Source organism: Lactimicrobium massiliense (genome assembly GCF_900343155.1).
GTDB lineage: Bacteria > Bacillota_I > Bacilli_A > Erysipelotrichales > Erysipelotrichaceae > Bulleidia > Bulleidia massiliensis.
In genome coordinates, this window is sequence record NZ_OUNG01000001.1 from 187,361 (window position 1) to 209,836 (window position 22,476).

24 protein-coding genes are annotated in these 22,476 nt (G+C 47.8%); 1 reads left to right on the forward strand and 23 read right to left on the reverse strand.

The genetic code is table 11. The features are described 5' to 3' along the window. The 16 genes from DHU66_RS00940 to DHU66_RS01015 all read right to left on the reverse strand — a co-directional run bounded on the left by DHU66_RS00940 (position 1) and on the right by DHU66_RS01015 (position 15,062). Positions 1-846, reverse strand: a complete 846-nt coding sequence (locus DHU66_RS00940) for a hypothetical protein (RefSeq protein WP_135358278.1) — start codon at positions 844-846, stop codon at positions 1-3. 37 nt (positions 847-883) lie between these two features. Beyond that, positions 884-1,441, reverse strand: a complete 558-nt coding sequence (locus tag DHU66_RS00945; RefSeq protein WP_108774031.1) for a hypothetical protein — start codon at positions 1,439-1,441, stop codon at positions 884-886. A 12-nt stretch (positions 1,442-1,453) separates the two neighbouring features. Next, a complete protein-coding gene (locus DHU66_RS00950; RefSeq protein WP_108774032.1) occupies positions 1,454-2,320 on the reverse strand; it encodes a hypothetical protein in 867 nt (288 codons plus the stop codon). A 32-nt stretch (positions 2,321-2,352) separates the two neighbouring features. Further along, a complete protein-coding gene (locus DHU66_RS00955) occupies positions 2,353-3,177 on the reverse strand; it encodes a hypothetical protein (protein ID WP_108774033.1) in 825 nt (274 codons plus the stop codon). Between the two features lie 51 nt (positions 3,178-3,228). After that, a complete protein-coding gene (locus DHU66_RS11990) occupies positions 3,229-3,471 on the reverse strand; it encodes a hypothetical protein (protein WP_135358279.1) in 243 nt (80 codons plus the stop codon). Positions 3,472-3,772: 301 nt separating this feature from the next. Next, on the reverse strand, positions 3,773-5,215 hold the full coding sequence (locus DHU66_RS00960; protein WP_108774034.1) for a transposase: 1,443 nt from the start codon (positions 5,213-5,215) through the stop codon (positions 3,773-3,775). 237 nt (positions 5,216-5,452) lie between these two features. After that, a complete protein-coding gene (locus tag DHU66_RS00965) occupies positions 5,453-6,418 on the reverse strand; it encodes a PhoH family protein (RefSeq protein WP_245309309.1) in 966 nt (321 codons plus the stop codon). Between the two features lie 68 nt (positions 6,419-6,486). Further along, a complete protein-coding gene (gene rpsU / locus DHU66_RS00970) occupies positions 6,487-6,669 on the reverse strand; it encodes a 30S ribosomal protein S21 (RefSeq protein WP_108774035.1) in 183 nt (60 codons plus the stop codon). A 68-nt stretch (positions 6,670-6,737) separates the two neighbouring features. Continuing rightward, positions 6,738-7,373, reverse strand: coding sequence for a deoxyribose-phosphate aldolase (gene deoC, locus DHU66_RS00975; RefSeq protein WP_108774036.1), 636 nt, complete (start codon positions 7,371-7,373; stop codon positions 6,738-6,740). Beyond that, the gene (locus DHU66_RS00980) at positions 7,360-8,829 is read right to left on the reverse strand and encodes a UDP-N-acetylmuramoyl-L-alanyl-D-glutamate--2,6-diaminopimelate ligase (protein WP_108774037.1); all 1,470 of its coding nucleotides are present in this window, start codon (positions 8,827-8,829) and stop codon (positions 7,360-7,362) included. The genes deoC and DHU66_RS00980 overlap by 14 nt, the downstream gene beginning before the upstream one ends. Continuing rightward, on the reverse strand, positions 8,826-10,103 hold the full coding sequence (gene mtaB / locus DHU66_RS00985) for a tRNA (N(6)-L-threonylcarbamoyladenosine(37)-C(2))-methylthiotransferase MtaB (RefSeq protein WP_108774038.1): 1,278 nt from the start codon (positions 10,101-10,103) through the stop codon (positions 8,826-8,828). Before mtaB ends, DHU66_RS00980 begins: the two co-directional genes overlap by 4 nt. Beyond that, positions 10,084-10,821 carry an RsmE family RNA methyltransferase gene (locus tag DHU66_RS00990; RefSeq protein ID WP_108774039.1) on the reverse strand — a complete coding sequence of 246 codons (738 nt, stop codon included), beginning with the start codon at positions 10,819-10,821 and terminating at the stop codon, positions 10,084-10,086. The genes mtaB and DHU66_RS00990 overlap by 20 nt, the downstream gene beginning before the upstream one ends. A 20-nt stretch (positions 10,822-10,841) precedes the next feature. Next, on the reverse strand, positions 10,842-12,125 hold the full coding sequence (locus DHU66_RS00995) for a hemolysin family protein (RefSeq protein WP_108774040.1): 1,284 nt from the start codon (positions 12,123-12,125) through the stop codon (positions 10,842-10,844). A 198-nt stretch (positions 12,126-12,323) separates the two neighbouring features. After that, on the reverse strand, positions 12,324-12,596 hold the full coding sequence (locus DHU66_RS01005; protein WP_108774042.1) for a hypothetical protein: 273 nt from the start codon (positions 12,594-12,596) through the stop codon (positions 12,324-12,326). A 57-nt stretch (positions 12,597-12,653) separates the two neighbouring features. Then, positions 12,654-13,781 (reverse strand): cell division protein FtsZ, encoded by a 1,128-nt coding sequence (gene ftsZ, locus DHU66_RS01010; protein WP_108774043.1) that lies wholly within the window; start codon positions 13,779-13,781, stop codon positions 12,654-12,656. Between the two features lie 15 nt (positions 13,782-13,796). Further along, a complete protein-coding gene (locus tag DHU66_RS01015; protein WP_108774044.1) occupies positions 13,797-15,062 on the reverse strand; it encodes a cell division protein FtsA in 1,266 nt (421 codons plus the stop codon). Between the two features lie 159 nt (positions 15,063-15,221). Between DHU66_RS01015 and rpmB the strand changes: the two genes are divergently transcribed. Next, positions 15,222-15,440: a 50S ribosomal protein L28 gene (gene rpmB, locus DHU66_RS01020; RefSeq protein WP_108774045.1), complete on the forward strand. Its 219-nt coding sequence runs from the start codon at positions 15,222-15,224 to the stop codon at positions 15,438-15,440. 46 nt (positions 15,441-15,486) lie between these two features. Here the strand turns inward: rpmB and DHU66_RS01025 are convergent, their stop codons facing one another. The 7 genes from DHU66_RS01025 to rsmB are packed head-to-tail and all read right to left on the reverse strand — an operon-like array spanning position 15,487 to position 22,474. Further along, positions 15,487-16,092: a thiamine diphosphokinase gene (locus DHU66_RS01025; RefSeq protein WP_108774046.1), complete on the reverse strand. Its 606-nt coding sequence runs from the start codon at positions 16,090-16,092 to the stop codon at positions 15,487-15,489. Beyond that, positions 16,089-16,736, reverse strand: coding sequence for a ribulose-phosphate 3-epimerase (gene rpe / locus DHU66_RS01030; RefSeq protein WP_108774047.1), 648 nt, complete (start codon positions 16,734-16,736; stop codon positions 16,089-16,091). The genes DHU66_RS01025 and rpe overlap by 4 nt, the downstream gene beginning before the upstream one ends. A gap of 1 nt (position 16,737) precedes the next feature. Further along, positions 16,738-17,595 (reverse strand): ribosome small subunit-dependent GTPase A, encoded by an 858-nt coding sequence (gene rsgA, locus DHU66_RS01035; protein ID WP_108774048.1) that lies wholly within the window; start codon positions 17,593-17,595, stop codon positions 16,738-16,740. A 1-nt stretch (position 17,596) separates the two neighbouring features. Beyond that, a complete protein-coding gene (pknB, locus tag DHU66_RS01040; RefSeq protein ID WP_108774049.1) occupies positions 17,597-19,441 on the reverse strand; it encodes a Stk1 family PASTA domain-containing Ser/Thr kinase in 1,845 nt (614 codons plus the stop codon). Continuing rightward, positions 19,438-20,187, reverse strand: a complete 750-nt coding sequence (locus DHU66_RS01045) for a Stp1/IreP family PP2C-type Ser/Thr phosphatase (RefSeq protein ID WP_108774050.1) — start codon at positions 20,185-20,187, stop codon at positions 19,438-19,440. The genes pknB and DHU66_RS01045 overlap by 4 nt, the downstream gene beginning before the upstream one ends. Beyond that, on the reverse strand, positions 20,187-21,230 hold the full coding sequence (rlmN, locus tag DHU66_RS01050) for a dual-specificity RNA methyltransferase RlmN (RefSeq protein ID WP_108774051.1): 1,044 nt from the start codon (positions 21,228-21,230) through the stop codon (positions 20,187-20,189). Before rlmN ends, DHU66_RS01045 begins: the two co-directional genes overlap by 1 nt. A 23-nt stretch (positions 21,231-21,253) precedes the next feature. Continuing rightward, complete coding sequence (rsmB, locus tag DHU66_RS01055) at positions 21,254-22,474, reverse strand: 16S rRNA (cytosine(967)-C(5))-methyltransferase RsmB (protein ID WP_108774052.1); 1,221 nt, start codon at positions 22,472-22,474, stop codon at positions 21,254-21,256. Positions 22,475-22,476 lie beyond the last annotated feature (2 nt).

Genomic DNA, 22,476 nt, shown 5'->3' on the forward strand with positions numbered 1-22,476 from the left:
TCACTCTCTTTCCAGATAGTCGTATTTCTTCAGAATAAACTTCCCGACAGCCCAGAAAACTGCTATACACAATAGTTCAATCCATATGCCGGCAGCCGGATCCACGCTATCCATTGTCATACCGTCAAAGGTATTTTCCTGCACATTTCTTACAATCATGGAATAGTTCCCGATCAGAAATTTGGACATATAGAAATCCGAGCAAAGGATATATAACAGTGATGCCAGAAATGCATAGGCGGGCCGGATTAACAGCTGCAGGAAGATATATGCCTGTCCCATCGTTTCCGCCGTCAGCCACGGCATCACAAAGACGCTCCGGTACAGATCCAAAGCTGTATGTCTTTCCAGATGGATATTGGAGCACATCCGCACAAGCTCAGGATGTGCTGTAAATACTTCTTTTGATATCGGAACTGTCAGTAAAAACGCGATGACAAGAATTTCCAGATAAAATAAACCGATAGAAACAAGGCCGTAAATCATCTTCGCCAGATACCAGCTTGTCGAATGGGTGCACCGCAGAAGATACTGCTGTCCCAGCCTGGTTCTGTCATCGCTTGGATAGCTGCCAATGATATACAGGGCATACATCTGTGTCGTCAGCCACATGATCGGTATTTCATACTTTACATGTGGATCCGGCAGTGTAAACACTTTTCCTTTGAACAGGTACAGGCAGAAATCCATATAGCTGGGTTCAAACTGATGCGGCCAATAGCTAAAGAAACCATTGACATGCTCACGGAAATTAAAGAAGAAAATGAGAATCAACGGAATTGCCCAAAGATATTTCCATCTGTTCTGATAGATGCCGGTGCGGATGTCACGCGATGATAATTTCAAAATTTCCTGCCCAAAACTTTTTCCTTTATGCATAATTTCACCAAAGGTCATTCAGCTTTACCACCGTCTTTTCAGGATAGAGCCTGAAACTCAGACGCAGAGGAACCTGATCCAGAAGACTCCCCTCAGCTACGCCATAATTATCACCATATTCAATATAGGGCAGCAGGATTTCCCTTGTTTCCTGCGGCTGCAAAACAAGCCCCTCCTCCCCAATATCGTTAATATCCATAGACGAGAATAATTCTATACTGTTGGCATAATCCGGCGAGCTGATCATCACGCCTGAAAAAGGAACATTCTGTTCATTCTCGGATTGATTTGTCACCCGCAGTCTCGCCAGGATCACCTGTATATTATAAGAAGCCTCAAAGTCCTCTTCTTTCATATGCAGGTCATACAAATCGCAAAATTCCGTCAATGAAAGTCCCTCAACATCAGTCACTTCCAATTGAAAGGGTCCGATTGTAAATGGTTCCTGCATTGCATACACCACCTGCGTGCCCCTGGGATAACGAATATGCTGCTTCACAATCAGAATGGAACAAAAGGCAAAAAATACTGTCACAACACCAATAATGATTTTCTTCAGCATTTGTTCTGCCTCCTATCCGATCGTCTCATCATTTCTGCCTGCATAAACAAGTCCCAGAATTCCAGGTACCAGAATACACAATGCCCCCAGCAGACAAAACAGATAAGAACTGATATAGGCGCGATTCATTGTGATCAATGCATCAAACGCAAATTCAGGATGCTGCAGGGCTGTCATCAGAGAATTCTGAAATAAATAGACCAGAAACGGAAACAGAAGAGGAATAAATGCATTGGAAACAAATATTCCAACCGCACAGGCAAGCACCGAGAATGCACCGCCATACATAAAACTGTTGAAAAGATAAATCAGAATATAAATGAACGGATGGGAATAGTACAGCCTGCTGAATACATGCCCATGGACGACTACCCCAAATCCCTGTTCCACCATCGGTACAAGAGAAGAAAACTGAGCAGCATTCAGGAAAATGTTAACAATCAGCGGTATCAGAATGGTAATTCCACCAACAAGGAAACTGCATACTCCCTTTTCCGCATAGTATTGTTTTCTGCCAACGTGCAGGAACACTTGTTTCACATATCCTGTCGTATGGTCTTTTGTGACATAGTCTCCCATGGCAAAAGCCGCGCACAGCGGCATCGCAATGAAATAGAAATGGTCCAAAATCGAATCCCCCATACCAGCGCCAATCCATTTATCATACCAGGTAAAAGGATAATAAGCTTCAAGCCAGCTCACATGAAATTCCGGTGCCGGTGCAAAAGGCTGTTTCGCCACATTCCAAAGCGTTTGTCCATAGGGATATGTATTCCAAACATATGAGAGCACAACAACTGCAATCTCAACCAATATCAAAATGCAGAAACGCCTGCTGTGAAGAATCCGTTTCAAGTCAATTTTCAATAGCTTTTCCATGATTACACTCCTTGGCTGAAGAATCAAAACTCTCATTGAATTCCTCTAAGCATCCACATCGTATATGCATCCTCATCATGGGTTTCCATTAAAGGAGCCGATGTTGTTGCCAACAAGCCGATATGGAGACCGGTATCAAACACTTCTTTGGGAATAGCAAATATGTAGCGTACCGTTTTCGTTTCGCCATTCTGCAAATCATAGATCACATAATTATTTGGTCCCATTTCCACAAAGCTGTCTTCTTCTTTTCTAAGGTATGAACTCTTTTTATTCCAATAATACCATTCTCCCTGATCATCCAGAATATATACCGTCAGAAAATCCCAATACGTCGACATATAATGAACGATTTCGCCTGTATTTGTTATATCCATATCTACCGTCAGTAATGTATATTGCGGCTTCAGCCTGCCATCGTCATCAAATGCCATGTTATAACCAAAGGAATGTTTATTTAACCCCTCACCTGTAACTTTTCCATCACTGGCTTCTTCCATATTGTCGCTCACAAAATAATCGATGATTTTCAATTGCAGATTGCCTGTCTGCACATCCGAAAAATCTTTGGCTTCATATTCGTTAAGGTTCTTGTCTCTTTCATAGATCCGTTGAATCGCTTTGTTTTCATATTGATTGATTCCCGCTTTGGGATTCTTCATCACTTCCAGATAACCGTTATGTATCGACTCTAACAGGTGATCTTCAGGATATGGAGTAGGCTCTATGGCTTTGGCAGTCTTCGATGGAATTAATGATAAAAGACTGTTTTTGAGAAAGGAGCGGTTTACATAGGCAAAGACGCAAAGCAGAAAGATCCCAGCCATAATAAATATGACATTGTTTTTCTTTTTCATCACAGCCTCCTTTGCAAAAACAAGGGCAATGAAAACACCGCCCTTATATTCTTACTTCAGATAGTCAGATGCTGGTAATACGCCAGATTCATACACACTGTCAGGACTCCAGTAGCCAGATGCAGTGCCTGCAGAAGATTGATTATAACCATAAACTCCAGCAGTAGAATAACCGTTTTCTTTTGAGGCTTCTGGCATGATTGTGGGTAAACCTGCACTATCTGTTAGATAAAAAATTGAAAAAGCCATCCTGGTTCTTGTAATGTTATATGCGCCAATAGCCCCTGTCTCCATTCTTGTATCGCCCCATCATATAATAATCTCCTTTACATTTTTACAGAAATCCTTGATTTACTAATTAGTATAGTAATGTAACCGGATACATTCAACAACGTAAGATCGTTTTTTTGTTCGCCATTAAATTATTTCAGTATATGCATCTTCAATGCTGCAAGAATAGGAGAGTAGTGTCGAAAACCCGGAAGGCAACTGATAGGTATCTGACGGCTGAGAAGCCGGAGATATAAAAAATTGCGGCCAAGGCGCAATAAAAACAACTTTGGAACTCGTTCTTTCAAAACTGAATCTTCAATGCTTACAGCTCATCCTTTATCCAGGCATCAAGATGGATATTGATGCCGGCAAAGATTGCGAAGAAAGCATGCTTGGATCCATTACGGATTTTCATCTGGTGAAGATGATAGTCGTTCAGGATTCTGGTGTTCATTCTTTCTGTCGAAGTTCTGTTCCGGTAAATCTCTTTCCACTTTTCAGACCTGTATGGAACAGGTCCGAAGAGCCGGATGTCATCACCGTCATTGACGTATATCGTTCTTCCATAAGCGGAAGAACTGCACTCATTCGCAAATGGACAGGAGGAAATCTTATTCATCCTGAGTGGGCAGCGGAATTTTCTGCGCTTTCTCTGAATGTCGTAGCCATAGTCATACATCGGTGTTCCATTCGGACAAACAGGCACGCCATTCTCATTCAGCTTGAACTTATCAAAGGGATTGTCCCCAGCAGACCGTTGATTGCGGTCGATGATTGGAATAATATTCTTGTGACGGAAGAACTGAAAGATGGCAAGACTGTCAGAAGCTGCGTCAAAGCACATGTATCGCGGGTGGATATCGGGATTCATGTCAAACAGACGTGCTGAGGCAGATATGGTGGTCAAAGCATCGTGCCGTGAGGCTTTCTCAAGATCGATATAGATAGGCAAGTCTACTGATCTATGGGGATTGTGGTACGAGATGTTGTAAAGAGTGTAGCCGAGATAGTAGGACTCAAGATCACTGTCCCATCCGATGTCAGCGTCAGGTGCAGAATAGCGGACGAGAGGATTTCCATCCTTATCCAATTTGACTTTGTGGCCAAATGGAGAGGCGTGGATGTGAAGCGAAGAACCCTCTCCGGACAAGATGAGATTATTCGACTCAATGAATCCCATGTCGGAAGAAGGAATCACAGCCAGTGCATTGAAGAGAGACTGAAGTGTGTAGATCATCCGATCCCGATCCCATTCGGCGCCGTTTTTATATTTGTCAGCGAGAAATAAGGTTTCGGAATGTGAATAGTTAATCAGCTTGTCATGGTTCTTGGGTTTCTTTTGAGAAGGCTTCGTATAGTAACCCTGCTGCAGCAGATCAGAGAGATGTGGATCTGAGTGCGTTAAACGATTGATAAAGTCGTAATGAGAAGCAGGACCAGGCGGAGAGAAAGAGCCAATCAGCCATTGAAGCAGAAAATCAGAAGACAGATCTGCACACCAGTTATGAATGGACAAATACCCGAGGTGCTGCATGAGAATGAAGGACCGGATGAGCACAGCGGGGTCATGAGCCGGACGGCCGGTAACAGAGTAGAGAGGAAACAGAACATCTACGGCAAGATCGACGTCCAGCTTCCGAAGCTTATGCAAAGCAGAATGGAACTTAGAAGTATCCAGTCGTTTAAGCTGAGCATAACCAAGATGATCTTTTTCATCCCTAAGGAAAGCACGATATTCCAGGGACGAAGAGATATGTTTGAGCATTTCACTCACCTCCCACCTTTTCAAGAAAAGCGAGCGAAGCGAGCAGGGCACGCTTGAAATTTTGTCAAGAGTTGACAGCGAAAAAGTGGGGGGATTATGAAATGAGGAGCACAGAGAAAAGAGCGTTGCCTGTACTCCTAAGAGTTTTCGACAACGCTCTAGGAATCATGGGGGGAATACATTTGTTTTCCTGCTGGTACAAATGAATGATGAGATATCAAATCTTTTCAGCTTGACTTAATGCCTTTCAAAGCGGCTGTACCTTTCAATGATTTTCTGAACCAGTGGATGCCGGACGACATCATCAGCACTGAGTTCAAGGATGGCGATATCATCCATACCTGACAGAATTCTCCGTGCTGAAAGAAGACCGCTCTCCACTCTTTCATTCAGATCAATCTGGGTGACATCACCTGTGATGACCATATGAGAATGAAAACCAAGTCTGGTTAGGAACATCTTCATCTGGGAACTTGTTGTATTCTGTGCCTCGTCAAGAATAACGAAGGCATCGTTGAGGGTACGGCCGCGCATATAGGCCAGCGGAGCAATTTCAATGGTTCCCTTTTCCATCAGTCTTTCTGTCTGCTCATTGCCAAGCATTTCATGCAGACCATCATATAACGGTGTCAGATACGGATCGACTTTTTCTTTCAGATCACCAGGAAGAAAGCCAAGGCTTTCACCTGCTTCCACAGCCGGACGGGTCAGGACAATGCGGCGTACTTCTTCCTTCTTCAGTGCAGCAACGGCAGCACTGACTGCCAGGAACGTTTTGCCGGTACCGGCAGGCCCGATGGCAAAAACAACCGGTTTTTCTGCCATAGCTTTGACAAAGTCGTACTGTCCCTGGGTCTTGGGATAAATGGGACGGCCGGAAAATGTACGGCATACGGTCACGGTTTCAAAGTTGGAAAACTGGACATCCTGGTGTGACTGGATGCGGCGGATGGCATAGCGCACATTCTGCTCACTGACTTCTTTTCCAGAACTGCTGATCTGCCGCAGAGCCTGCAGCACCTTTTCAATCTGCGAAAGGGTATCATGTTCGCATGCATCAAGCATGAAGGTATGATCCCGGAAACTCACTCTTGTATCAAATGCATCACTGATGATCTGCAGATTGCGGTCATTTGCCCCAAGCAGAGCTGCTGCTTCATCCGCGCCCAGATCCTCAACTGCCAGTGTTCTCTTTTCTTTCAAAGCTGTATGCCTCCTGTCAATTCACCTGCTTCAATTGTATAAAAAAAGAGAAGCTTTCGCTTCATCTTTTACTTACCTCTTCTGCGTGCCTTGCGTGCAGCTTCAGACTTCAGCTTCCTCTTGACGCCCGGCTTGACATAATACTCTCTCTTGCGAGCTTCAGCGAGGGTTCCATTGCGGGATACCTGACGCTTGAAACGGCGCAGCGCATCATCAAGGTTCTCGTTTTCTTTTACGACAACTCTAGCCATCTTCCAAACCCCCTCTCTGTTTCAACGTTCCGATTATAGCAAAGCTTCATTTTGAAAGCAAATGATTTTTACATCAGTTTGGTGCCATTGCTTGTGCCGATTCTTTCAGCACCAGCCGCAATCATGGCATCCATGGCTTCCTTTGTGCGAATACCACCTGCTGCCTTTACCTTCAGACGGTCACCAACCGTCTTCTTCATCAGCGCAACATCTTCCACTGTAGCACCGCCTGTTGAGAAGCCCGTGCTTGTCTTGACAAAGTCTGCACCAGCTTTTTCTGCATCCTGACATGCTCTGACCTTCTCATCATTGGTAAGCAGGCATGCTTCGATGATTACCTTGAGAACATGGCTGCCAACTGCTTCCTTGACAGCTTTGATCTCGTTGGTGACAGCTGCATCATCCCCGTCTTTCAGCCAGCCGACATTGAGTACCATATCAACTTCATCTGCGCCTCTTTCAATGGCATCCTTTGCTTCGAATACCTTGGAAGCACTGGTCATGGCACCAAGCGGGAATCCAATCACCACACAGACGTTGACATCACTGCCTGCAAGTTCTTTTCTGGCTGTTTCAATCCAGCATGGATTGACGCATACAGACGCAAAATCGTATTCTTTTGCCTCTTTGCACAACTGAATGATCTGTTCTTTGGTTGTGTCCGGCTTGAGCAGAGTGTGATCGATATACTTACTTCTCTTCATTTTCTTCTCCCTCCTGAGTGAAATAGTATTTATGGAGAACCTCCCGGGCGATGGCATCATCTCCCTCATAAGGTTCACGGCCGAATTCACGGTAGATGAACTTTTCATCTCCCTTGCCTAAGATGATGATCGTATCGTTGGGATCCGCAAGTTCAACTGCCTGACGGATCGCATCATATCTGTCTTCAATGATAATATAATTCGTTTTCTTGATACCAGCCGCAATTTCATGCGCAATTTCGATCGGATCTTCATCACGGGGATCATCTTCCGTCAGAATAATCATGTCCGTATAGCGGTCCAGAATCTCGCCAAACTGAGGGCGCTTCTCCGTATCACGCTTGCCGGCACTGCCGGTAATGGCAATGATACGCTTTCCTTTTGGCGTGATGGCACTGGCAAACTGGCATACCTGCTCAATGCCGTCCGGTGTATGGGCAAAGTCAACGATGATGTTGAAGGGCTGGCCTTCATCGATACGTTCCATTCTGCCTTCAATCTGCTTGAGATGGCGGATCTGCGGCAGCATCATTTCGATTGAAATGCCTTTGCTGTGGCATGCTGCAATAGCCGCAACCAGGTTGTAGACATTGAACTTTGCGACAAGATTTGTCTCAATTTCATATTCCATGTCGCCGATTTTCAGTGTGATTCTTGTCTTGTCCGCAAGCAGCTGGTACTTGGTTACCTGGTAGTCTGCCTTATGGTTGACGCCATAGGTAATCACTCTGGCCGGGCAGTCTTTGACAATACGCATTCCATAGGGATCATCCACGTTGGTGATGGCAATGGCATCTGGTTTGAGATGGTCAAACAGTTTCTTCTTGGCCAGGAAATATTTTTCCATGGTGCCATGATAATCAAGATGATCATGAGTCAGGTTGGTAAAAACCGCGACATCGAAGTCAATGGCATCTACCCTGCCCTGTTCAATGCCGATGGAGCTTGCTTCAAGAGCACATGACTTCATGCCGGCATCTACCATGTCGCGCAGAATGCCATGCAGATCATCGATGTTCGGTGTTGTCAGCAGCGGCGGCAGTTTGACATTGCCGTATTCAATCGAGATGGTGCCGATATAGCCGGTTGGCTCAATCTCATTCATGATATCGCGGATGATGCAGGAAATGGATGACTTGCCATTGGTGCCGGTCACGCCAAACATCAGCAGATCATGACTCGGGTAGCCATAGAAGGCATCTGCCACGGCATTGAAAGCAGCAGTGACATCCTTGACTTTGATATAGACAATGTCATCACGCATGTGGTCCAGCGGTTCACTGTAGACAATTGCTTTTGCGCCATTGGCAATGGCCTGGTCTACAAAGTTATGACCGTCGCTCATAATGCCTTTGACACAGAAAAAGATGGAATCCGGCCGTTTGGTACGGGAATCTGCCATCAGGCTCTTGATCTCAATATCTGGTACATTCTCAAATAATGCTGAAAGTTTCATATGGTCTCCTTCGCGCAGCCATACAAGGCATGCGATTCATATGCCTGCACATGTACATCATACATGCCTCTTGGCAGGCTCCCTCTGATACTGACAGGAAAATACTGAGACGCATGGCCAACAGAATATCCGTCTTTATGCGTTTCCACAATCACCTGTACATCTTTGTCAATCCACTGCTGCTGATACGCATCACTGAGTTTCTGGGAAAGTTCCAGGACTCTGCGGGTACGCTCTTTTTTAATGCGCGGATCGATCTGATCCCTCATCCCGGCTGCCACCGTGCCCTGGCGCATGGAGTACGGAAAGGCATGGATGAATGAGAACTGACACTTCTGCAGGAAGGCCAGTGTTTCGTCAAACTCCTGTTCTGTTTCTCCCGGGAAGCCGGCAATCAAATCACAGGAGATGGCAATGTCCGGGATCTCGCTGCGGATCTTTTCCAGTTTGGCAAGATAGGCAGCTGTGTCATAGGGTCTTCTCATCCGTTTCAAAACAGAATCACTGCCGCTCTGCAGAGGAATATGCAGATGGCGGGCAATGCGCGGTTCTTCCCTGATCAGTTCAATCAGTTCATCTGTGACTTCATTTTGTTCAATGGAAGAAATCCGCAGCCGTTTCAGATCCGGTGCTTCCTGCAGAATACGCTTCATCAACTGGGCAAGCGTCACGCCATATTCTCTGCCATAGCGGCCGGTATGAATGCCAGCCAGCACAATCTCAGGATAATGGATACTGAGACGCTTTGCCTCGGCGGTCACCGCATCTGGTGCCATGGATCTTTCTTTGCCGCGGGCATAGGGAATAATGCAGTAGGAGCAGAACTGACAGCAGCCATCCTGCACTTTCAGATAGGCCCGGGTGTGATTTTCAAACTGGGTTGTCTGCAGGTTGTCAAACGTCAGATGATCCAGACCGCCGCGCAGGGAAATGCGACGGTGTGTTTCCATGTATTCCTTCAAATGCTGCGGCACATTCTTCTTTTCACGGGTGCCAATGACAAGATCCGCATCCTGGAGGGCTTCATCTGCCACTTCGGCATAACAGCCGATCATGGCAATGGCACCATTGGGGCTGATCCGCCTTGCCCGGTGCAACATCTTTCTGCTTTTCTGTGCAGCCATGTTGGTCACTGCACAGGTGAAGATCAGCACAGCATCGGCACTCTGTTCAAAAGGTTCTCTCTGCCAGCCTTCTTCTTCCAGCGTGTGGGCAATGCTTTCTGCTTCAAATGCATTCACTTTGCAGCCTAAATTACATACTGAAAACTTCATTCTGATCTCCTGCTGCCTCACTCAGCACACTGCCGGCATAGATCGCAGCCGTCTCTGCCCGCAGTATTCTGGATCCAAGTGTCACGGCCTGATAGCCATGGTCCATGAGCCATTGTACCTCATCAGGGCTGAAACCGCCCTCCGGGCCGATGACAACAGCAGCGCTTTTCTGGCCATGGTACAGATGGGAAAGCCGTGCCGATGTGCCATAGGCATTTTCATAGGCAGCTGCTTTTAATTCTGCCTGCACCCGATCCAGATGATCAAAGGGAATCGTCTCTGCAAGTTCAGGAACGATGTTGCGTTTGCACTGCTGTGCCCCTTCCAGCAGAATCGTCTGCCAGCGGGCAGCAACACGCTCCTTTTTATCCTGTTTTTCCCTGACAACACAGCGGCTTGATACAAACGGCACCACTCTGGAAAAGCCGATTTCACTTGCTTTCTGCAGAACAAGTTCAAATTTCTCCCGGCGTATCAAAGCCATGCATAAAGTCATTTCACAGGCACATTCATGTATCTGCGGATCTTCCTTTTCCACGATCGCCGCAAACTGTCCATCCACCCTGGCAGTGCGGGCAAACCAGGCCTTTCCTTCATAGACAAGACGCACTGTCTCTTCATGCAGGCGGACAACATCACTGGCATGATGGGCCTGTTCTTTTGTAAAGAAATACGGCTTTCCTGCGGCAAGCGGCACATTGGCAAAATACTGCTGCATACTGACTGAAAAGAAAAGGATTATTCCTTTTCCTGTTCCTCCTGTTTCTTCTGTGGATTTTTGATTTCAACCTTCAGCTCAATGACTTTTCGCTGATCAGCTTTGGTGATGGTGACATGCAGATTCTTGAAGTCAAACTGCTCGCCAACCCGGGGAATATGTTCCAGTTCGTGAATGGCCCACCCAGATACCGTGATATAGTCATCATCGTCTTCATCGTCATCCACATCGACGCCAAAGCGCTCAAACATATCATCCGCATCTGCGTCTGCCTTGACCAGATATGTTGTCTCATCGATCTTCTGGTAATATTCCTTGACGGTATCATGCTCATCCCAGATCTCACCAACAAGTTCCTCAATGATATCTTCCAGTGTGATGATACCCTGGGTGCCGCCGTATTCATCCAGCACAACGGCAAGATGCAGCTTGGCACCCTGCAATTGTTTCAGCAGAGTGGAAATCTTGACATTGGTACTTGTATAAATCACCGGTTTGATGATCTTGCGGATCGGGCAGTGCTCATACTTCATCTGGGCATAGAAGTCCTTTTCATGGATCACGCCGACAATGTTGTCAATGGAATTCTCATAGACCGGCAGGCGTGAAAAGGAACTGTAGCGGAATGTCTTTTCAATCTCATTGGGCGGTGTGGTGATGTCAATGGCAAGTACATCTACCCGCGGGGTGAGAACATCTTTGACATCCAGATCATTGAATTCAATAGCCGCTGAGATCAGATCACTCTCATGCTCTTCCAGATCGCCGTCTTTTTCAGCTTCATCCACCATCGTGATCAGTTCATCCTGGAAGTCAGAATCATCATCTTTGACTTTGATAAAGTGCGACATCAATTTCTGCAGCAGGTTGAAGAGAAACGACAGCGGTGTGAAGATAAATTCGCAGAAATGAACAAATCCTACCGTATGTACGGCAATCCGCTCAGGAATGCGGCTTGCCAGTGTCTTTGGCATGATCTCGCCAAATACCAGCACCACAATTGTGATCACAATCGTTGAGACCGTCGGTCCGTTTCCAGATCCCAGCCAGCTTGTAAACAGAAGTGTACCGATAGTTGCAGAGGCGATATTGACAATATTGTTGCCAATCAGAATCGTTGTCAGAAAACGGTCAAAATGATCCAGAATTTCCAGAACAACACCAGCCTCGGCATTGCCGTCATTTTCCATATTTTTCAGACGGATCCGGTTCACGCTGGAATAAGCAGTCTCAATGGCAGAAAACAAACCTGACAAGGCAATCAGTACAATCAGTGCCAGTAGATACTCACTTGTTTTGCTCATTTCTGCCACCCTTTCATTTTCAGCTTCCAACAAAGCGGACAACAGGAAGAATCATCCATATTTTCTGCATCACCTTTCAGTGGTGCAATTATAGCATTATGGCTGTTGACAGGCAAACCAGCCAGTGCTGATACAGAAGCATAAGAAAAGGATCTGCCTGCATTGCGGAAGATCCTCTTGATCTCATTCAATCCTTCTTCATGGCACCAAAGGCAGCCATGATTGTGGCTGGGCTGACCTGGCCCATGCCGCCGCCGATCTCAATGATCTGACCATTGATGCAGGATCCCTGTTCACTGGCAAGGAAGGCAAGAATGTCAACCGTTCCATAAGCGGATACAGCCTCATCCAGAATACGGTCCAGATCGCACCTGTATCCACGTCTCGCTTCACCGGTGTGATCTTTACGGCAAAGCCGCGCTTTTCAGCATCCTGGGCAAGCTCTTCCAGCTTGTTCAGTCTTCTTGACATTGGCTCCTTCCTGGGCATAGCGCAGAGAAAAAGAAAACCGGCCGCAGCCGGTTCATGTCAGTTTCTCTTGAAGAAACCCGGGATACCGTCATCGTCATCCTCTTCTTTGGCATTGCTGTCAAAAGAGGAATTGAAGCCCAGGTTATCATCATCATTGGATTCCGGAACAACACCCGGATCAGCAGGCTTGGCACCGATAATCGGCTGCGTATCCTTGGCCGGTTTGTCACTCTCAATCATTTCCGGACGCGGCAGATCGAAGCCGGTCGCAATGATGGAAACGATGATGGAATCACCAATCTTGTCGTTGATGGCAACACCGAAGATGATATCGATATCATTGCCGGCTGCCTCACGGATATAGTCAACTGCCTCACTGGCATCATATGCAGACATGCTGGCACCGCCAGTTACGTTGATGATGGCATTCTTGGCACCCTTGATCTGTGCTTCCAGCAGCGGTGACTGAATGGCACGCTCAGCAGCTTCCTTAGCCTTGTTCTCACCATCTGCCATGCCAATGCCGAACAGTGCAGAGCCCTGTCCCTGCATGACACTCTTGATATCCGCAAAGTCGAGGTTGATCATTGCCGGAACTGCAATCAGATCTGTAATGGTCTGCACACCCTGACGCAGAATATTGTCTGCTTCCTTGAATGCATCTTCGAACGGAATGTGTCCGATCACATCCAGTACCTTGTTATTGGAAATGATGATCAGGGAATCCACATACTCTTTCAGCTGTTCCAGACCCTGCTCAGCCTGTACCATTCTGCGCTTGCCTTCAAAGGAGAACGGCTTGGTAACAATACCAACTGTCAGACATCCAAGTTCCTTCGCAATCTTGGCAAACAGAGGAGAAGCACCTGTACCAGTGCCGCCGCCAAGACCTGCTGTCAGGAATACCATATCAGCGCCTTCCAGTGCCTTGCGGATTGCATCTTCACTCTCCACAGCTGCCTTGCGTCCATTATCCGGATTGCCGCCAGCGCCCAGGCCTTCCTTGCCAAGCTGAATCTTATTGGCGACAGGCGAAACATCCAGAGCCTGTACATCAGTGTTGGCTACATAAAATTCAACGCCCTGAACACCTTCCTGCACCATCCGGTTCACTGCATTTCCGCCGGCACCGCCAATGCCGAAAACCTTGATCTTTGCTACCTGGTTATACGTTAAGTCTGCCATAAATTCTACCTCACATTACCTTTTATTATCCAGGAACAGGCCCTTGAGCTTACTTGTCAAAGTGTCCTCTTTAACGTTCCCTTCATTTTTCTTATCTCTGTAGGATACAGCCTTGATAAATGCATCCATATCAATGCTGTCATCGGTATAGCCGGTGATCGGCAGACGATCCTGATATGCATAGAACAATCCAAGGCTTGTCGTCAGCCCGGCGTTTCTGCCCCCCAGAGTATCAGGCACATAGCTGCGGACATTGACCTGCAGCTTAGTACCAAGCACTTCTGCAAGCCCCTGTGTCTCGCCGCCTTCGCCTGTAATAATAACAGCAGTCTGGCCCGCTTGCAATATCGGGGCGCACGTTTTTTGGATATAGGAGGCCCATGCATTTACGCCTGGCATCACACAGTCAATCAGTTCCTTTTCCGTAATTGTATGTGTTTTTCCGCCTGCTGACCAGATATGTACCGGATTGTCAGATGGGTTCGGATTGTTGAGAACAGCACTGTATTTAAACAGTTCAACGGCATTTTCCGGCGATATCCCATACTGATCTGTCAAAGATCCGGCAATGGTTCCAATACCAATCGGCATCACCATTGCAGTTGTCAGCCTGCCCTTGCGCAGTAAGCCAAGTGATGTGGACTGGCGCTCTACCTTCAGCACAATCATCTGCTGATTGACTGACTGTTCAAACAGCGCCGCCTCCTTGCCGGCCGCATAGACATCCAGGAAGATATCCATGATCTTGATGCCAGCCTTTTCTACGCAGCTGCACATTTCATAGGACAGCGTACGGTTTGCACACAGCAGATCAATATCGACGGACAGCGATGAGCACTTTTCACCAATCGGAATCCGACGGGTAGAAATACCATTGACGGTATAGCGCACATTGACAGTCTGGATCAGCGCATAGTCTTTGCCAATATCCATATTCTGCGCTTTTGCCATTGCATTGCGCACATCCTGCACTGTCACTGTCTGGTCAATACCGGTAATATCAACCGTTGATTTGAAGCTGTAGCGCTTCATGCCATACGACGGCATTGCCAGGATGGCACTCTTGATTGACGCGCCAATCATTTTATGTGCATTATCCACTGCCTGCTTCACGGCACTGGTCACGGCAGCGGGATCCGTAATCTTTACCCCATCAAAGCCGCTGCAGGCGACGCGTTCTACTTTAATAATATTAAAACGGGTATTGAAGAATTCACCGACAATCAGGCGCACCTCATGGTCGCTGACTTCAACTGCCGCAAAAATCTGTTTATCGTTCACTTGCCAGCCGCTCCCTTCCTTAACAAAAGTTATATTATCACACTTCCTTCACAGGGCCTAGGATTTTTCCCTGTCAACCAGTCGTACACTTTGTTTTTTGTTGCAAATGAAATTGAAGCATGATAAAGTATTTTAGCATTATGTGAAGGAGGTTATGGTATGTCCAGAGTTTGTGCCGTATCCGGTAAGAAAGCTATGTCAGGAAACAGACGTTCACACTCCCTGCGCGCAACTCGCCGCAAGTGGAACGTTAACCTTCAGAAGGTTCATATGGTCGTAGATGGAAAGCCTGTGACCGTTAAGATCTCTGCCCGTGCTCTCAAGACACTGAAGGGAACAGGCAGGAAGGCAAAGACAGCTGAAGCTGCTGCTGAATAAGCAAGAAGAAAAAGAATCCCGACGGATTCTCTTTTTTTTGCATTTGTCAGTCTTTGCACTGCAGAACCATGACATGGCCCCTCTTCACTTCCACAATTCCCTCATCTTTGAGAATTTCATTGGATACCGTATACAGATCGGATGGTGTCAGGGTGCGGTCTGTCAGAGGATATTTGAAACCTGACAGTGTGACAGCGGCATCTTCCCATGTGAAAAAGGAGATGTAGTCATACCCGTTTTTCCTGATTTCATATCTGCCCGGTCCGATTACATAGGCATCATTTTCTGCATCCCATAATTCCAGACAGTCTTTATACTTCCAGAGCAGGCGCAGATTCACCAGGGCATGGTCTGCCCTGCCGCCAAAGGCACCGCACATCACAATGTGGTCGTATCCAAGATCAATGGCCGTTTTGACGGCATGCTCGGAATCCGAATCATCCTTGATCGGGTTCAGGCGGATGATCTGATCGCACCACTGTGCAATCAGACTAATGTCTTCTTCCCTGACCGAATCAAAATCACCAACGGCACACACCATATGACGATGCTGCTGTGCCAGCGTCAGTGCTCCTTTGTCACATCCGATCAGATCTGCTTTTTCTGCTGGCAGCTGATCTGCCAGCTTCAAAGCAATCAGTACCTTTTTCATTTCTGAAGGCTCCTGACAGCCGTCGTAATATCATTCTTGAACACATAGGAACCTGCCACCAGTACATCCACACCGGCCTGGGCACACTGGGCACCGGTCTGTGCGTTGATGCCGCCATCCACTTCCACCAGGGCATCTGGGTTAACATCATTGAGCCATGTGCGCAGGGTATGGATCTTATCCAGGGCCAGGGGCATGAACTTCTGACCGCCAAATCCTGGATTGACAGACATGACAAGGAACAGATCAAAATCCTTCAGCAGATCCTTCAATACAGCCGCATCGGTTGCCGGCTTGATGGCAATGCCTGCTTTTCCCCCGGCTTCGTGGATATGTGCTGCCAGTTCCTTCATCTTTGCTTTGTCGTCCATTGCCTCATAATGAAACGTCACAAGATCAGCACCTGCTTTCAGAAAGACATCCGCAAAAAAGGCAGGATCTGTGACCATCAGATGCACGTCCTTGCACAGCGGCGAGGTGCGCACAAAAGCTTTGAGGATATCTGGTCCAAAAGTCAGGTTCGGCACAAAGTGGCCGTCCATGACATCAAAGTGAAGCCACTGTGCACCGGATTTGTTCAGTTCATCAATCTGCTGGGGAAAACGGCTGTAGTCAAGTGATAAAACAGACGGTGATACAATCATATTAATACTCCCTTCTTGTCTGAATCAGTTTCAGAACATCCAGATAATTCTGATAGCGCCTGGCCGGGATTTTTCCTGCCTGCACAGCCTCTTTCACCGCACAGCCAGGCTCGTTTTCATGAATGCAGTCATTGAAGCGGCACTGGCCGAGATAGGGACGGAAATCCAGGACGCACTGGGCAAGTTCATGTTTGTCCATGCGGCTGAAATCCAGCGATGAAAAGCCAGGCGTATCCGCGACCAGACCGCCGGCAACGGCATGCAGTTCGTTGTGACGGGTTGTATGTTTTCCTCTTCCCAGTGCCTTGGAAATTTCCTGTGTTGCCAGATGGAAAGAAGGATCCAGATGGTTGAGAAGACTGCTCTTGCCGGCACCGCTCTGTCCGGTCAGCACGGAGATTTTTCCTTTAAGCACATCAGCCAGTGCCGGTTCCAGATAATTCTTCTGGGAGCGGATCACCTGGATCGGGCCCTGCTCATATTCTTCAATGGCCCGTTTTGTTTCATCCGACATGCCAAGATCACACTTGGTGACAATCAGCACCGGCGTAATGCCTGCCTGTACAATCAGAAAGGACAGCCTGTCCACAAGAGCAGAAGAGAACTCCGGATCATGCGTGCTCATGACAATCAGTGCCTGGTCGACATTGGCACATGCCGGCCGGATCAGATAGCTTTTTCTGGGCAGAATTTTCTGCACGGTCCACTGGCCTGAAATTTCTTCACATTCGACCAGATCGCCGGCAACCGGTTTTGTCTGCAGGCGGATCTTGCCAGCCAGAACTGCTTTTACCCGCATGCCTTCTTCTGTATACAGGGTATACTCACGGGATACGATTTTGATGATTCTTGCCTGCATGCTAGTTCCCATCTGTCTGCGAAGCGGAGGCATCACTGCTGCCTGTCTGGTTTTGATCAGAGGTTGTTACATCCTGATAAGAATAGTAATACAGCGTGATGGCATTGTTTCCCTTCTGCGTATAGGTGCTGCCCGCAGAGGGACTGGAATACTTGACTGTGCCAACCAGATTGTTTTTGGAAATATCGTTCAGTTCATCATCAGACAGCGTAGAGGGATCAATTTCGGAGGCATATGCCTGGGCACCCATGCTTTCTAGCAGAGAAGCTGCCGAATTGACATCCATGCCAATGATGGAAGTTGGAATGACAAAGCTGTCATAAGCGGAATAGACAAGCGTGATTGTATTGTCCTGATCCGGATCAAACAGGTCACCTGCCGCAATGCCTTCCTGTGAAATGACAGTGCCTGGTGTTTCATCACTGTCTTTGGCTTCTGTTTTCACAGTCAGATGGGAGTATTTCTGTAATTCTTCGGCTGCCTGATCAACATCCTGTCCCGTGTAGTCCCCCATCTTTTTACCAATGCCGCTGGATGCGGTTACGGTAACTGTGCTCTTGCGGTCTACCTTTGTCCCAGAGGAAGGATCACTGGAAAGGATGATACCCTTTTCCGTATCTTCAGTCAGCTGATAAGTCACATTGTCCTGGTCCAGAACGAGGCCGCTCTTTTCACAGGCCGCGGCAGCATCTTCCAGGCTCATGCCGGTAAGATCCGGAACAGTCGCGGACCCAAGTGAGATATACCCTTTGCGTCCAGCCGCATATACACCGGCTGCCGCAATAGCACATATCACCAGAATAATCAGGAATTTAGGCAGAAAACGATGTTTCTTTTCAGGCTTGTTCTTCTTTTCTTCTTTCTGTTTCTCCTTGTGATGGAAATGAGGAAACAGTGCATCATCATCCTCTTCCTCCTCATCGTCATCGTCTTCATCTGTCGGTCTGCCTTCATCAAAACTCTTCCCCTGTGTCATCTTGATATCCGCAAAAGGCCTTGTTTCAATTCTTGGTTCATTGGCCCTTGCCGGATCAAGACATGTCGAAAGGTCTGCCAGCATATCAGCCGCACTCTGATAGCGGTCTGCCGGATTCTTGGCAGCTGCCCTGAGAATGATGTTTTCCATCGGCTGCGGCACATTCGGATTGATCTGGCGGACATTGGGCAGCGGATCACGCATATGCATCAATGCAATCTGTACTGCCTGGTCTGCTTTGAACGGCACATCTCCGGTGAGCATTTCAAACATGACGATGCCAAGGGCATAGATGTCTGACTGCACCGTTGCCGGTTCGCCTTTGGCAAGCTCCGGAGCCAGATAATGCACGGATCCCATGACATTGTTGGCCTGGGTCAGCTGCATGGATCCTTTGGCAGTAGCAATGCCGAAATCCAGGATCTTCAGGGTTCCGTCTGATTTGATGATCACATTCTGCGGTTTGATATCACGGTGGATAATGCCGCGGCTGTGCGCTTCTGAAATAGCGCTGACAAGCTGCTTCATGATGTCCACTGTTTCTTCATTGAGCAGCGGTCCTCTTTCCCGGATAATCTGTTTCAGTGTCTTGCCGGGAACATATTCCATGACGATATAATGATGTCCCTTGTAATCACCAACATCATAGATTTCCACAATATTGGGATGGGCAAGGGCAGTTGCTGCCTGTGCTTCCCGCTCAAAGCGCAGGATACTGACCGCATCTGTGGAGAGGTCGGCTCGCAGAATCTTGATGGCAACCTGCCGGTTGAGAATGGTATCAATAGCAAGGAAGACATCTGCCATGCCGCCCTGGCCAATATGCTGAATCACTTCATACCGGTTGGCAATCATATTCTTGCCGCTCATATCATGTCACCCTCCTCCAGATCAATCAGAATCACTGTCACATTATCAAATCCACCCGCATCCAGGCTTGCTTTTACAAGCTTGCGTGACCGCAGGGCAGGATCAAATTCCTTGTCCAGAACGATCGAGCGGATCTTTTTTTCATCGACATACGAATGCAGGCCGTCAGAACACAATAGAATCCCATTAAGGTCCTCATGGTGTACATCAATATCGCTGCGCACACTGTCCCATACGCCAACCGCATTGGTCAGAACATTCTTACGGGGAAAGGTCCTGGCCTGTTCCTTCGTCAGTTCGCCATGCATGATCATGTCATTGACCAGTGTATGATCCATGGTCAGCTGGCGGAATTCGCCATTATTCTTGAACCCATAGGCACGAGAATCACCGACATTGACGATGAATCTGCCCACTCTTGTCAGCATCGCGCCGCACAGGGTTGTACCCATGCCATGCAGGTCCTGGCGGGCCTGGCCCAGATCATAGATCTGCTTGTTCACAATACGGATGCCATTGGCAATGAATGCACGGGCATCTTCCTCGCTGGCAAAGCCTTTATTCTCAGAGAACGCAACCGAAAACCAGCTGACCGCCATGCGGCTGGCAACATCTCCTCCGAGATTGCCGCCGATGCCGTCACACACAAGCGCGAAAACATCCCCTGCCTCATTGCAGGCGATGACATAGCTGTCCTGATTGGTTTTCCGCATCTTGCCGCGGTCGGTCATGCCGTAATACTTCATTATGCTTCTTTTTCCCTTTCATGCTTTGCCCGCAGTTGTCCGCATGCCGCATCAATATCTTCACCATGCTTTGTGCGCAGAGTTGCTTTGACGCCATGCTTCATCAGCACATCATAGAAATGCAGGGCAGTTCTGGCATCGGTTGTACGGTAGCCATTCTCGTTAACCTCATTATAGGGAATCAGATTGACATAAGCATTCATGCCGCGGATCAGATTGGCCAGTTCAATCGCATTTTCATCATGATCATTGACATTGCGCAGCAGAATGTACTCAAAGGTCAGCCGGCGGTGATTGTTCTCACTGTAACGCTTCAGAGCTGCCATCAGCTGATCCATCGGATATGCCTTGTCAATCGGCATCAGTTTCCTTCGCAGGGCATCATTGCTTGCATGCAGGGAAACTGCCAGGTTGTACTGCAGGTGTGCATCCGCAAAATCATTGATGCGGGGCACAATGCCGCAGGTGCTGATTGTAATATGGCGGGCACCAATAGCCAGACCATGATCACTGTTAATGATGGCACAGAAGCGCATCACATTGTCATAGTTATCAAACGGTTCACCCGTCCCCATAATGACAATGTTGTCCAGTCTGCGCTGATCCTCATCCAGCAGTTCCTGTACAAACATCGCCTCACCAACCATCTCTCCTGCTGTCAGGCTGCGCTGCTTTTTCAAAAGGCCTGATGCACAGAATGTGCAGGCCATATTGCAGCCAACCTGTGAAGAAACACACAGACTCTCTCCATAGGCAAAGTGCATCAGAACACTCTCCACACTGGAGCCATCCTGCATTTCAAACAGGAACTTCATCGTGCCGTCATGGGCTACCTGCCGATCAATCTCCTTCAATGGCATGATGACAAAGCGCTTCTTCAGCTCCTCAATCAACGCTGCCGGCAGGTCCGTCATTTCATCAAATGTCTTTGCTCTTTTACGATAGAGCCACATAAAAAGCTGCTTTGCACGATATGGCTTCTGGCCAAGTGTGCCAAGCATCTCTTCCAGTCCTTTTAAATCAAAATCATATATTGTCTGCATACACCGTTATTTTACCATCTTTTTTATGATCTTTTCCGTTTCTCTGCTTTGATTAACTTTGCGCCATAAAAGCCATCCCCTTCACCCGGAAACCAGGTCTTTTCCTGTAACAGATGATATTCCGGATGGCGTTTCAGGAAGGCATGAATCTGTCCTTCATTCTCCTTGCGATTCAATGTACACGTACTATAGACAAGAATGCCGCCATCCGCAAGGGATGGTGCCATGGCATCAAGAATTTCCTGCTGGATCTGCACAATCTCATCCAGGCTCTGCGGACTCACCCGATAGCGGATCTCCGGCTTATGGGACAGGTCGCCTAAGCCCGAGCACGGGGCATCCAGCAGAATACGGTCAAATTTCTGCTTTTCATCCCATGCCGTTCTGCCATCATGCACAACTGTCTTTACAATACTGACACCGGTGCGTTTCATCAGTTCATCAATCAGTTCACAGCGGGCAGGATACAGATCACAGGCCGTGATCTCTCCCCTGTTTTCCATCAGCATCGCAATTTCCTGTGTCTTGGTGCCAGGGGCAGCACATACATCAAGCACCTTCATGCCCGGATGTACATCCAATAACAGCGGTACCATTGCTGAGTGCACATCCTGGATCACATACGTTCCCTCTTTCAGCATCTGATCAGCCGCGGGCGAGAAATCAGCTGTGAAGGAAAGCTCATTGACAAAGTGGCAGCGGGAATCACTGCGCAGCTTTTCTCCATGCCTGAGGGTATTGATCCGTCCATATACGCGGGATGCCTGCTGGTCTGCCTTTGCAATTTCCAGTGCCTTCTCTTTGCCATAATGTGCCTTCCACATCGCCAGCAGCCACTGCGGATGGCTGTAGCGGATGCCGGTATGATCAAAGTCATCCACAGGCAGAACCAGGCCGGCCTGCTGCACTTTGTGCAGAACAGCATTGACAAAGCCGCGCTCTTTTCTGGCTGCCAGAGATACCGTGCTGTTAATCGCAGCATAGGCAGGTACGCTGTCCATGAAAAACAGCTGGCAGGCACCAAGATTCAGCAGAACTGCTGTTTCTTTGCGCACTTTATGCTGTACATAAGGCTGCCATTGTGCCTCCAGCAGAATCTGATTGCGCAGTGTTTCATATACCAGGTTTGTGATCTGGGCTGTTTCCCTGGCATCGGCCTGTACATGCCGCAACAGCAGGCCGGCATAGGCATTGTCTTTTTCTACCCGGCAGAGTATTTCATATGCTTGTTTTCTTGTGTCCATAT